The sequence below is a fragment of the Paraburkholderia sp. SEWSISQ10-3 4 genome (assembly GCF_030464785.1).
GTDB classification, from domain to species: domain Bacteria; phylum Pseudomonadota; class Gammaproteobacteria; order Burkholderiales; family Burkholderiaceae; genus Paraburkholderia; species Paraburkholderia aspalathi.
In genome coordinates this window covers 250333-263413 of sequence record NZ_JALPRI010000002.1, presented here as the reverse complement: position 1 = coordinate 263413, position 13081 = coordinate 250333, and the positions used below count along the sequence as shown (strand labels likewise).

Genomic DNA, 13081 nt, shown 5'->3' with positions numbered 1-13081 from the left:
GAACACGATGCTTGCGGAACTGCTCAGATTGCTTAAGCGACTCTGGCCGATTACCGTAGTCGCCACGACCATGGGCGCCGCGAGCGGCATCGCCACCGCCGCCCTGCTGGCAGTCACGAATCGCACGCTGCATGAAGGCGCCGCGGCCTTGCCAACCTTGCTGTGGAGCTTCGCCGGACTGTGCGTGCTGGCGCTTGCAGGCGAAGTCATCTCGGACATCGGCAACAACCTCGTCGGCCAGCGCGTCATCGCGATGCTGCGCAAGAATCTGTGCGAAAAGATCATGGCCGCGCCGATCGGTCAGATCGAACAGTTTCGCAGCCATCGGCTGATCACCGCACTGAATCAGGACATCGATACGATCAGTTCGTTTTCGTTCATGTTCTCGAGCCTCGCCATCGCCACCGCGACGATCGTCGGCTGTCTCGGTTATCTGTTTGTGCTGTCACCCATGTTGCTGGTCATCGCGCTCGTCGCCATCGCTCTCGGCTCGATCGTGCAAACGTTGGCGCGGCGCGTGGGGATTCGCCGTTTCGGCGCGGCGCGCGAAGCCGAAGATCGCCTGCAGAAACACTATCGCTCGATCACTGAAGGCGCCAAGGAGCTGCGTCTGAACGGCCAGCGCCGCAGCTTCGTCTTCGAGCACGAACTGTCCGGCACCATCGAGGCGATCTTCCGGCTGCGCGTGCGCGCCGCCAATGTCTTCGTCAGCGCGAATGCATTCGGTTCGCTGCTGTTCTTTATCGTGGTCGGTCTGATGCTGACGTTGCAGACGCGGTCGCCAGGCGCGGACCGCACGATCATCACCGGCTTCGTGCTGGTTCTGTTGTATATGAAAGGGCCGATCCAGGAGATCGTCGGCGCGCTGCCTTCGATCGGCCGCGCACAAGTTGCATTTCAGCGCATCGCCGAACTCTCCGCCCGGTTTTCGACCCGCGAGCCGTCGCTCGTCGCCGGCCACGAAACCGGCTCGCCCGAGCGTCTCGCCGATGTGTTCGATACGATCGCGCTTGCCGGTGCCCACTATCGCTTCGCCCGGCCGCAGGACGAACGCGATGCCCCCGCCGCGGATAGCGGCACAAGCGATACGGACAGCGCGGGCAGCGGCTTCGAACTCGGGCCGCTCAGCCTCACGATCGAACGCGGCGAGACGCTTTTTATCGTCGGTGAGAACGGTTGCGGCAAAACCACGCTGATCAAGCTTCTGCTCGGACTGTTTCAGCCTGACGCAGGACAGTTGCTGCTCAACGGCGAAGCGGTGCGCGACGAACATCTCGACGACTACCGCCAGCTTTTCTCGGCGGTGTTCTCCGACTATTACCTGTTCGACACGCTGATTCCCGGCGAAGCCGCCCTCACCGCCGAAGCACAAAAATATCTCGAACGGCTCGAGATTGCCCACAAGGTCTCGGTACGCGACGGCGCGTTCACGACCACCGATCTGTCGACCGGGCAGCGCAAGCGGCTCGCTCTCGTGCACGCCTATCTCGAACGCCGCCCGGTGATGGTGCTCGACGAATGGGCCGCCGACCAGGACCCGACTTTCCGGCGCATCTTCTACACCGAAATCCTCCCGGACCTGAAACGCCAGGGCAAGACCCTGATTGTGATTTCGCACGACGATCGCTATTTCAGCGCTGCCGACCGCTACATCCGGCTCGAAGAAGGCCGCATTGTCGAAGAGGTTCGGCCCGTGCGCGTGCCGGCAGCTTCGCAGGTTGCGGCCAGTGCCTCATGATGCGGCGCCGCGGCCGCGTTCCCGTCACCGATAACAGCCTGTCTGTGAAGATCTCATGCCTCTGACCGTTTTTCTGAGCCGTTGCAGCCGTTTTGCCCGTCTGCTGACCGCCTTGCCCGTCGCCCTCGGGTTGCAAAGCTGTGTCGCCCCGAGCGCCGATCAGGCCGCGCTCACGGGCCCCTATCAGGTCGAGATCCGTCGCACGGCGCTCGGCATTCCACATCTGAAAGCCGACGACTGGGGCAGCCTCGGCTACGGCTATGGCTACGTGCAGGCGCAGGATAACCTGTGCACGATGGCAGACGGATTCGTCACCTATCGTGGCGAACGCTCGCGCTACTTCGGCGCCGATGCGCGCCCGACTACCGACGCTACCTTCGGACAGCCAACCAATCTCGACGCGGATTTCTTCTTCCGTTTTGTCGACGACGATGCAGCAGTCGCGCGTTATCGCAAGAACCAGACTGCCGATATGCGATCGCTGATCGACGGCTTCGTCGCGGGCTACAACCGGTATGTCGGCGATCTTGCGCATGGCGATTTTCCCGGGGCGAACGCGGCATGCCGTGCCGCGCCCTGGGCCGGCAAGATCACCGTGGCGGATGTTTACCGGCGCCTCTATGCTGCGAACCTCGCGGGCGGCGAAACCCGCTTCGTCGCAGCGATCGCGACGGCACAGCCGCCCGTGTCCGCTCCACCGTCGCAGCAGGGCGCGTTGCACGAGCAAGGGCTCACGTCCGCCGCAGCCACGCTCGCCGCCAACGCGCCGCTCGCAGACTTCGGCGGCCATGCCGGCATCGGCAGCAACGGCCTTGCGTTCGGAGCGGACGCCACTCGCGGCGGCAGCGCGATGCTGCTCGGCAATCCACACTGGTTCTGGAACGGTCCCGACCGTTTTTACCAGGCGCAACTCACCATTCCCGGCAAGCTCGATGTGAGCGGTGTCTCCTTTCTCGGCGTGCCGTTGATTGTGATGGGCTTCAACCAGAATGTCGCGTGGACGCATACGGTCTCCACCGCCAGGCGCTTCGGCCTGTTCAAGCTGAATCTTGTAGCGGGCTCGCCGACCACATACGAGGTCGACGGCAAAGCCGAGGCGATGACGCCCACGCGCGTGAGCGTTGACGTGCGCGCCGCGGACGGTTCGCTTCATGCCGTTTCGCGCACGCTGTATCGCTCGCGCTTCGGGCCGCTCGTCAATCTCGGCGCGATGTCGCCGGCACTCGCATGGAACGCACAGCAGGCGTTCGCGTTGCGCGACATCAACGCGGACAATTTCCGCGTCTTCGAAAACTTCCTCGAATGGGACCAGGCGGCTTCGCTCGACGACTTCATCCGCATCCAGAAGAAGAACGCGGCGGTGCCGTGGGTGAATACGCTCGCCATTGGCCGCGGCGACCCGCGCGTGTGGTATGCGGACATCGGCGCGGTACCGAACGTGCCCGACGAGCTTGCGCAGCGTTGCACGCCGCCGGTGGGTAAGGCGCTCGCCCACTCGATGCCGGGCGTGCCGTTCCTCGACGGTTCACGCAGCGATTGCGACTGGCGTGTCGAAAGCGGCTCGGTTCAGCGCGGCGCATTACCGGTCGCACAGATGCCGAGCCTGTTGAGGCGTGACTACGCGGGCAATTTCAACGGCAGTTACTGGCTCAGCAACCCCGCCGCGCCGTTGACCGGATTTGCTCAGGTGGTCGGCGCAACGGGCGGCCAGCAATCGCTGCGCACCCGTCTCGGCCACGCGATCGCCGCACAGTTGCAAAGCAATCCGGCCGGCGTCTCCGCCGACGCGCTCAGCCGCGCCGCGCTGGACAGCCGTTCGATGTCGGCCATCCTCTTCAAGCAACCTGCGCTCGATCGTTTGTGCAACGGCGGCCAGCCGGCCGGCGTGAATTCCGACGAACTGCGCAAGGCCTGCAGCGTACTCGCCGCGTGGGACAACACCGCTTTGGCCAATGCGGTCGGCGCGACGCTCTGGGACGAGTGGTGGCGGCGTCTCCTATTGATTGCGCCCGCGCAACTGTACGACGTGCCGTTCGACCCCGCCCGGCCGCTGACCACGCCCGCGGGTATCGCGGCCGACCCCGCCAGACTCGCCGCCTCCCTGCACGACGCCATGGCCGCGCTCGAGAAAGCCGGCATCGCGATCGATGCACCGCGCAGCGCAGCGCTCTACGTGCAACGCAACGACGAACGCATCGCCCTGTTCGGTGGCTGCGACGCGGGCGGCTACTTCACGGCCGCATGCGCGGCGCACCCGTTCGACTCCCGTGCCTATTCGATGAACGTCAATCCGAACGGCAACAGCTACCTGCAGATCGTGTCGTTCGCCGGGGATGACGTGCTTGCGCAGACGCTCATCGCGTCGTCGGAATCCGATGATCCCGCCTCGCCTCGTTTCGCGGACGGTACGCGCAGTTACGCCGCGCAACGCTGGCTGACTATTCCGTTTTCCGAAACGTCGATCGCCCGCGATCCTGCGCTGACCCGTCGTACGTTGAGCTCGTCGGACGCACAAACGCGATGAACGCCAAACTGGCATGGAGGAGCTGAGCATGCCCATTCAACTCGCCCAATCCCTCCCTGTCCGGGCGTACGGCACGCCGTACGACGGTTCCTCCGACGCCATGCCCGATCCCTGCGAGATCACATTTTCCGCGCATCGGATGACGCGGCAGTATCCGTCCTGGATCGATGTGCCGCGCCCGGGTGAACTGCATCTGTGGCGCTTCCGGGCTGGATGGCTGCCGGTCTCGATCCAGGAAGGCGACCGATGGCTCTCGGAGACCGAGCGTGGGCGCGCGAGGCTGAATCCAAACTCCGCACTGCGCAAACGTTTCGTTGCCGCACGCGTGGTGCTGCGCTGGATCGTGGCGAATCTGCTGGACCTGGCCCCGCACGAGGTGAAATTCATCGATGACCATGCCGAGCAACCGGGCGTTCAACTTCCCCCCGACAGCCACCCGGTTGCGATCGACATCGCATACGGCGGAATCTGGATCGTGATCGGCATCGCTTCGGGCGCGCTCGGCCTCGGCGTCGCGATGCCTACGCCAGGAAACGAGACGGCCATACCAGGCGAGGCCCGTGCGAGCATCTGGCCGACTGGGGTGCCGGATCGGCACGCGGACCGATTCCGCTACGCGGACGAGGCTCTTCAGTCCGCGCGCTACAGCAGCCTGTCGAACGCTTTAAAGCGGCCATCCATCGATATCGAACCGCTGGCCCTCCGCGCCAATGCCACGGCAACCTTCGTCGATCTGCCGGCGGCTGGACGCTGGCATGTTGTCGATGTACCGATGCCCGGCAAAATTCGCGCTGCGGTTTCAATTGCGCACCCAGTCAAATCGATTCAGGCATTCGGGTGGCCGAAAAGCTGACGCGGCGCCCGCGCATATCGTGCCCCACCGCGTCTCTCCCGGTCGCGGTGCCGGGCAGAGCGGCGGATTTGTCGTTCAGTCAGTTGTCCCACGACGTACCCCAAAACAGGAAATCAACGCGACCCAGTTCAGGGGACGAGTTTGAGCACGTGCAAATTGTGGAACATGTCGGAACAGGGCGGAATGCTACCACCCCGGAAAAAGACAAAGCCCTGACTTATCAGGGCTTTTCGGACTTCAGTGGCTGTCTGCGGCACATCAAATTTGATTTGATGGTGGAGGTAAGCGGGATCGAACCGCTGACCTCTTGCATGCCATGCAAGCGCTCTCCCAGCTGAGCTATACCCCCTTGCAGAACAGAAACGAGATTTTAGAGGCCAATTTGCGCTTTGTAAATACCCTTTGCGCAATTGCATGCGACTTTTTTCGCAAGTCGCATGCAAACCCTCTTTATGCAAACGCGAACGCGCTTAAGCCAACGCTTTTTCGATACGGCTCACGACAACATCGCGGCCGAACAGCATCAACACGCTATCGATCGAAGGCGTATGCGTGGTACCCGCCACCAGCAGACGCACCGGCATGGCCAGTTGCGGCATCTTCAGCTTGTGCGCGCCGAGCGTGGCCTTCAACGCCGCAGCGATCGCTTCCTTGGTCCACTCGACCGTTTTGAGCGAAGCGGCCAGATCGGCAAGCGCCGGACGCACCACATCCGTGACGTGCTGCGCGAGCGCCTCGGCGTCAGGCGCCGGCGTGCGATAGAACATCGCCGCGTTTTCGGCGATTTCCTTCACCGTCGATGCACGGTCCTTCAGCAAGCCCACCACCGACGTCAGATCGGCGCCTTGCGCAACGGCGGCTTCGTCGATATCCAACCCGGCGAAGAAAGGCTTGGCGAGCTCGGCAAGGCGCGCGTTGTCCGCTTCCTTGATGTAGTGCGCGTTGAGCCAGTTCAGCTTGTCGTGGTCGTACTGAGCCGGCGACTTGCCCAGATGCTCCAGATCGAACCATTCGACGAATTGTTCACGCGTGAAGATTTCCGCGTCGCCGTGCGACCAGCCCAGACGCGCCAGGTAGTTGACCACCGCTTCCGGCAGAAAGCCGGCGTCGCGATAACCCATCACGCTCATTGCGCCGTGACGCTTGCTCATCTTCTCGCCCTGCTCGTTCAGCACGGTCGGCAAGTGCGCGTAGACCGGCGGCTCGGCGCCGAGCGCACGCAGAATGTTGATCTGACGTGGCGTGTTGTTCACGTGGTCGTCACCGCGAATCACGTGCGTGATGCGCATGTCCAGATCGTCCACCACCACGCAGAAGTTGTAGGTCGGCGTGCCGTCCGGGCGCGCGATCACGAGGTCGTCGAGTTCTTCATTCGAGATCTCGATACGGCCTTTCACAGCGTCGTCCCATGCGACTACACCAGAGAGCGGATTGCGAAAGCGCAGCACGGGCTGCACGCCGGCCGGCGGCTCCGGCAGGACCTTGCCGGGTTCCGGACGCCACGTGCCGTCATAGCGCGGCTTTTCGCCGGCCTCGCGTTGGCGTTCGCGCAGTGCGTCCAGCTCTTCCGTCGACATGTAGCACGGGTACACGAGCCCCTCGCCTTGCATCTGCTTGAGCACTTCACGATAACGGTCCATGCGCTGCATCTGGTAGAACGGGCCTTCGTCGATATCGAGGCCGAGCCATTCCATCCCTTCGAGAATGGCGTCGACCGCTTCGGTACTGGAACGCTCGACGTCGGTGTCCTCGATCCGCAGCACGAAGGTCCCTTTCATCTTGCGCGCGAACGCCCACGGATAAAGCGCGGAGCGAATGTTGCCGAGGTGGATGAAGCCGGTGGGACTCGGTGCGAAACGGGTACGGACGGAGGTGGTCATTAGCGGTTACTCGGAAGACAGGCGCCGGCGCCGTGGCGAACATGGCCAGTGAAGCGCGGCAGCGGACCGCGTCCATGCAGCAGAAAGCTGCCTTGCACGGACACGAAGGAAATAAATTCAAGAGCCGAATTATACCTTCCGAACACGCGGTGCCTGCCCTCGTCCGAATGGCCAGTGGCAGCACACAAGACGCGCGGGAAGCGCGCCTCGGGAGGACTGAGCGTTTCCTCTGCAACGTTTCATTACCGGAGCGACGCGTGCCCGGAGCTTTGATTTATGATGTGCGCGCGCTGCGGGTGGGGATAGAACCACGGTGCATGGAATCGCCACCGGCCATTCCGTCCGTTTGACTATCCGCCTGATCGCGGCACCGGTTGCGCCGATCGCGCCGCCCCTGCCGTTGCTGGAGAACCCGTTGAAACCGTCATCCCCTCGCCTTGCCCGTCGCAACTTCTCATTGGCGGCCGCCTCCGCGGTGCTCGCCGCCTGCACCACGACTGGCGGCAGCAAGACCGATAGCACGCCGGTCGCCACCACGCCCACCGTCAACCCGCCACCGCTCGACAAACCGCAGCGGCCGATCCGTATCGGCCTTGCACTAGGCGGCGGCGCCGCGCGCGGCTTCGCGCACATCGGCGTGATCAAGGCACTCGAGGCGCGCAATATCCAGGTCGACCTCGTGGCCGGCACCAGCGCGGGTTCGGTGGTGGGCGCGCTATACGCCTCGGGGATGAACGGCTTTGCGCTGAACAAGCTTGCGCTGACCATGGACGAAGCGTCGATCAGCGACTGGGCGATGCCGTTTCGCACGCGCGGTTTTCTGCAAGGCGTCGCGCTGCAGAACTACCTGAATACGACGCTCAACAATCGTCCGATCGAGAAGATGGCCAAGCCGCTCGGCGTGGTCGCCACCGATCTGAAGACCGGCCAGCCGATCCTGTTCCAGCGCGGCAACACCGGCATTGCGGTGCGCGCATCATGCAGCGTGCCGTCGATTTTCGAGCCGGTGAAGATCGGTGGTCACGAGTATGTGGATGGCGGCCTGGTGAGCCCGGTGCCCGCCTCATTCGCGCGCAAGATGGGCGCGGATTTTGTGATTGCCGTGGACATTTCGCAGCGCCCGGAAAGCGGCCTCACAGCCAGCTCGTTCGACGTGCTGATGCAGACTTTCACGATCATGGGCCAGACGATCAAGGCCTATGAACTCGACAAGTACGCCGACATTGTGATCCGGCCGAATCTGGCAGCGATGAGCGGCAGTGATTTCTCGCAGCGTAACGCAGCGATCCTGGCCGGCGAGGAAGCCGTGGCGCAGATGATGCCCGAGTTGCAACGCAAGATGGCCGCAAGCCGCGCCGCGGTGTAACCCGGAAGGATCGCGCCGGTTCTACCGGCCGGCGCGCGGAAGATTCCGTGCCACATCGGTAAGCGCCCAAAACGCAAAAAGCCTGCTTCAAACGAAGCAGGCTTTTTTGTCGCACCAGAACCGCTGGCGCGAACTGAATCAGTTACTGATTACCGCCGATCGACGCATTCACGCGCTTGCGCAGATCTTCGCCTTCCTGATAGGAGGTCTCGATCCGGCGTGCACCAGTAAAGCGCTTTTCCCAATACCCGCTATCCATATCGTCGACGCGGATCGTGCTGCCCGTGGAAGGCGAATGCACGAACTTGTTGTCGCCGATGTAGATGCCAACGTGCGAGAACGTGCGGCGCATCGTATTGAAGAACACCAGATCGCCCGGCTTCAGGTCGCTGACGCGAACTTTTTCGCCGACGCGGCTCATTTCCTCGGCTCGGCGCGGCAGCGCCATACCGAGCGTGTCCTGGAACACGTAGCGAACGAAGCCGCTGCAATCGAGTCCCGAATCGGGCGTATTACCACCCCAACGGTAGCGAACACCGATCATGTTCAGCGCGCCGACCACCACGTCGCCTGCTTTGCCGGCCATGCCGGACAGGAACGATTTGGCGCCGCCGTCGCTGTCAGGAGCGGCCGATTGCGAATTGAGGGGGGACAAAGAATTCGACCCGCTGGGGGTCGAATATGAGGCATTCTGATTAAAACTGCTTACTTCGTCGGCGAACGCGCCGGGAGCTGCTGCCATCAAGACGCCAATGAACATCCCGGCGACGACGCGCGTGCAAGCCTGGGTTAGGTTTCTGTGCTGCATTGGTCGGTATTTTTTGCCTAAAAATCAGTGGGCTACGGAAAAAAGTTTGGTCGATACTAGCCAGTAAGTATTCACGTGTCAAAACAAATAGAAAAATACAATCGAGACACGCACCCAATTGGTGAAAGAGTGCAAAATCAGTGGTCCAGCGCCGCTTTCAGCAGCTTTCGGGTGTAAGGGTGCGCCGGTGTCGAAAAAATCTGCTCAACGTCGCCGCTTTCGACGATCGATCCGTTTTGCATGACCGCGACGCGATGCGCCATCGCCCCGATCACGGCCAGATCGTGACTGATAAAAACGAAGCCGAGGTTGTACTTCTGTTGCAACCCGGCAAGCAGTTTCAGCACCTGCTGCTGGATCGACACGTCGAGCGCGCTGGTCGGTTCGTCGAGGATCAGGATGCGCGGTTCCAGCACCAGAGCCCGCGCGATCGCAATCCGCTGACGCTGGCCGCCGGAGAACTCATGCGGATAGCGGTACAGCACCGTGCGGTCCAAACCGACTTCCCGCAGCACCGAGACCACCTTGTCGCGCCGCGCCTCCTGGCCCATTTGTGGCCGATGCAGCGCGAGCCCTTCGCCGACGATCCGCTCGATGGTTTGCCGCGGCGACAGCGAACTGAACGGGTCCTGAAAGACAACTTGCATATTCGAGCGTAAGGCGGTCTGTTCGGCGCCGCGATAGCTGCCGAGCGCCCTGCCCTGAAACTCGATCTCGCCATGCACCGTGCGTTGCAGACCGAGCAGCGCCATTGCCAACGTTGATTTGCCCGAACCCGATTCGCCGACGATCCCCAGTGTCTCGCCCTGGCGCACCGACACGTTCGCATCGGCGACTGCGCGAAAGTGCCCCGAGCGAAACCAGCCGCTAAAGCCCGGAAGTTTCGTTTTGAAATCGACCGAGACATCGCGCGCTTCGAGCAGTACCGGCGAAATCGGCAGCACCGGCACCACCGTGCGTTGCGGGCGGCTCGCCAGCAGACGTTGCGTGTACGGATGCTGCGGCGACTCGAACACCTGCTCGACCGATCCGCTTTCCACGAGTACGCCCTGCTCCATCACCGCTATGCGTTGCGCGAAATGGCGCACCAGATTCAGGTCATGCGTGATCAGCAGCACGGCCATGCCGCGCTTCTCGGCTTCGTCGCGTTGCAGTTCCAGCAGCAGTTCGACGATCTGCGCGCGGATCGTTACGTCGAGCGCCGTTGTCGGCTCGTCGGCCAGCAACAGGCGTGGACGGCACGCGAGCGCCATCGCGATCATCGCGCGCTGCCGCTGACCGCCCGAGAGCTGATGCGGATAGCTGTTCACACGCTTGCCAGGCTCGGCGATGCCCGTGCGCCCCAGCAACGCCACCGCGCGCTTACGCGCCTCGTTCGCCGTGACGCCGTCGTGCACCACGATCGTCTCCGCAATCTGGTCACCGACCGTATAGAGCGGATTGAGGGCCGTCATCGGCTCCTGGAAGATCATCGCGATGTCCGAGCCGCGCATGCCGCGCATCTCACGCTCGCTTTTCGCAAGCAGATCCTGGCCATCGAAACGGATTGACCCGCTCACCTGCGCGTCGCTCAACAGACGCAGGATCGACAGCGCGGTCACGCTCTTGCCCGAGCCCGATTCGCCGACCAGCGCGACCCGCTCGCCGCGTTGAATCGCGAGCGTCACGTCGCTCACCGCGACGGTGTCGCCGAAGGTCACATGCAGATGATCGAGTTCCAGCAGCGGCGGCGTCACAGCCTGTTTTGCGTCGTTCTCTACCATGGCGCTCACTGGTTGCCTCCTGCGCGCATGGCATCGGAAATGCGTGTGTCCAGCGCGTTGCGCAGCGCGTCGCCCATGAACGTCAGCAGCAATAGCATCGCAACTAGCACGCCGAACGTGGACAGCGAGATCCACCACGCGTCGAGATTTGCTTTGCCTTGCGCGAGCAGTTCGCCGAGGCTCGGGGTCGGAGACGGCACGCCGAGGCCGAGAAAGTCGAGGCTCGTGAGCGCGAGAATTGCGCCGCTCATGCGGAACGGCAGAAACGTGATCACCGGCGTCAGACTGTTGGGCAAGACGTGCCGCCACATGATCTGCCAGTTCGAGAGCCCCATCGCTCGAGCCGCACGCACATAGTCCTGATGGCGATTGCGCAGAAACTCCGCGCGGACGTAATCGGACAAACCGATCCAGCCGAACAGCGAGAGCAGCACGATCAGCAGAATGAACCCCGGCTCGAAGATCGACGAGAAAATGATCAACAGGTAAAGCTCCGGCATGGCGCTCCAGATTTCGATCAGGCGTTGCCCGATGATATCGATACGTCCTCCGAAGTAACCCTGCACGGCGCCCGCGGCAATCCCGAGCACGGTGCCGATCAAGGTCAGCACCAGTGCGAATTCCACCGACACGCGAAACCCGTACAGAAGACGCGCGAAGAGATCACGGCCACGGTCGTCGGTGCCGAACCAGTTATCGCGCGACGGCGGCGCCGGATTTGGCGCCTTCGAGAAGTAATTCAGCGTGTCGTAGTAGTACCGGTTCGGCGGATACACGGCGAAGTTACCAGGCGTGTCGAAACGATGCTTGATATACGGATCGAGATAGTCGGCGGGCGTCGGGAAGTCGCCGCCGAAGGTGGTCTCCGCGTAGGTCTTGAACATCGGAAAATACAACTGACCTTCGTAGCGCACTACGAGCGGCTTGTCGTTCGACCACAGCGGCCCGGCGAGGCTCGCTGCAAACGCCACGACGAAGATGATCAGACTCCAGTAGCCAAGACGCTGCTGGCGAAAACGCTGCCAGACGCGACGCGCGGGCGTGGGTGACACGAACGCGCGAGCCGGTTCAGTGCGCGCCGCCGCATCGGCTGAAAGACGGGCTCGATTCATCAACGCTCCAGTTGTTCGAATTGGATGCGGGGATCGACCCACACGTAGCAGAGATCGGAAATCAGCTTGGTCGCAAGCCCGATCAGCGTGAACAGATACAGCGTGCCGAGCACGACCGGATAGTCGCGCCGCACCACCGATTCGTACGACAGCAGGCCGAGTCCGTCGAGCGAAAACAGTGTCTCGATCAGCAGGCTGCCGGTGAAGAATGCACCGATGAACGCCGCCGGGAAGCCGACGATCAACGGGAGCAACGCGTTACGAAACACATGCTTCCACAGCACGCGCTTTTCCGACAAACCTTTGGCGCGCGCGGTCAGCACGTATTGCTTGCGGATCTCGTCGAGGAAGGCGTTTTTCGTCAGCATCGTGACGACCGCGAAACTACCCACCACCGAGGCCGTGATCGGCAACGTGATGTGCCACAGGTAGTCGACGACCTTGCCGCCCAAACTCAGTTGCGCCCAGTTGTCCGAAGTGAGATTGCGCAGCGGGAACAACTGCAGGAAGCTGCCGCCGCCGAACAACACCAGCAGCAGCACACCCAACACAAAACCCGGAATCGCATAGCCGACCAGCACGACGAGGCTCGTTGCGATATCGAAGCGCGAACCGTTGCGCACCGCTTTGGCGATGCCCAATGGCACCGATATCAGATACGTCAGAAAGAACGTCCATAAGCCGATGCTGATCGACACCGGCAACTTCGAAACGATCAGCGACCACACGCTCTGGTGGCGGAAATAGCTCTGACCAAGGTCGAACGTCGAGAAGCGTTTGAGCATCAGGCCGTAGCGTTCGAGCGGCGGTTTGTCGAAGCCATACAGCACTTTCAGTTGCGCGATCTGCTGCGCGTCGACACCGGTATGCGTGCGCAGGCCGAACGGCGCGCCATTCTCCGCGCCTTTGCGCAGCTCGTGCTGCATCTGCTCGACCGGGCCGCCCGGGACAAACTGGATCACGACGAAGGTCAGCGTCAACACGCCGAGCAAGGTCGGGATCATCAACAGCAGGCGTTTGAGGATGTAGCTCCACAT

Annotated in this window: 9 protein-coding genes and 1 tRNA gene; 4 read left to right on the top strand and 6 right to left on the bottom strand. The window is 62.6% G+C overall.

The window, feature by feature from the left end; translation table 11 throughout:
- The first annotated feature begins 7 nt into the window (after positions 1-7).
- From M0D68_RS07115 to M0D68_RS07105, 3 genes are read left to right on the top strand one after another with little or no spacing between them, the layout of a single operon-like run.
- A complete protein-coding gene (locus M0D68_RS07115; RefSeq protein ID WP_266224079.1) occupies positions 8-1738 on the top strand; it encodes a cyclic peptide export ABC transporter in 1731 nt (576 codons plus the stop codon).
- 55 nt (positions 1739-1793) lie between these two features.
- Positions 1794-4262: a penicillin acylase family protein gene (locus tag M0D68_RS07110; RefSeq protein WP_266224078.1), complete on the top strand. Its 2469-nt coding sequence runs from the start codon at positions 1794-1796 to the stop codon at positions 4260-4262.
- A 28-nt stretch (positions 4263-4290) separates the two neighbouring features.
- On the top strand, positions 4291-5115 hold the full coding sequence (locus tag M0D68_RS07105) for a 4'-phosphopantetheinyl transferase superfamily protein (RefSeq protein ID WP_266224077.1): 825 nt from the start codon (positions 4291-4293) through the stop codon (positions 5113-5115).
- Between the two features lie 273 nt (positions 5116-5388).
- On the opposite strand, the gene M0D68_RS07100 is transcribed toward M0D68_RS07105, so the two are convergent.
- Positions 5389-5464: transfer RNA gene (locus tag M0D68_RS07100), tRNA-Ala, on the bottom strand.
- A 121-nt stretch (positions 5465-5585) separates the two neighbouring features.
- Entirely contained in the window at positions 5586-6995 is a 1410-nt protein-coding gene (gltX, locus tag M0D68_RS07095) for a glutamate--tRNA ligase (protein WP_266224076.1), read from the bottom strand.
- 415 nt (positions 6996-7410) lie between these two features.
- Here gltX and M0D68_RS07090 point away from each other — a divergent pair, with 415 nt between their 5' ends.
- Complete coding sequence (locus M0D68_RS07090) at positions 7411-8361, top strand: patatin-like phospholipase family protein (protein ID WP_266224185.1); 951 nt, start codon at positions 7411-7413, stop codon at positions 8359-8361.
- A gap of 142 nt (positions 8362-8503) precedes the next feature.
- On the opposite strand, the gene M0D68_RS07085 is transcribed toward M0D68_RS07090, so the two are convergent.
- The 4 genes from M0D68_RS07085 to M0D68_RS07070 all read right to left on the bottom strand — a co-directional run bounded on the left by M0D68_RS07085 (position 8504) and on the right by M0D68_RS07070 (position 13081).
- On the bottom strand, positions 8504-9169 hold the full coding sequence (locus tag M0D68_RS07085; RefSeq protein WP_054041036.1) for a C40 family peptidase: 666 nt from the start codon (positions 9167-9169) through the stop codon (positions 8504-8506).
- A gap of 137 nt (positions 9170-9306) precedes the next feature.
- Entirely contained in the window at positions 9307-10932 is a 1626-nt protein-coding gene (locus M0D68_RS07080) for an ABC transporter ATP-binding protein (protein ID WP_266224184.1), read from the bottom strand.
- A 5-nt stretch (positions 10933-10937) separates the two neighbouring features.
- On the bottom strand, positions 10938-12044 hold the full coding sequence (locus tag M0D68_RS07075) for an ABC transporter permease (RefSeq protein WP_093633378.1): 1107 nt from the start codon (positions 12042-12044) through the stop codon (positions 10938-10940).
- Positions 12044-13081: a microcin C ABC transporter permease YejB gene (locus tag M0D68_RS07070; protein WP_266224075.1), complete on the bottom strand. Its 1038-nt coding sequence runs from the start codon at positions 13079-13081 to the stop codon at positions 12044-12046. Before M0D68_RS07070 ends, M0D68_RS07075 begins: the two co-directional genes overlap by 1 nt.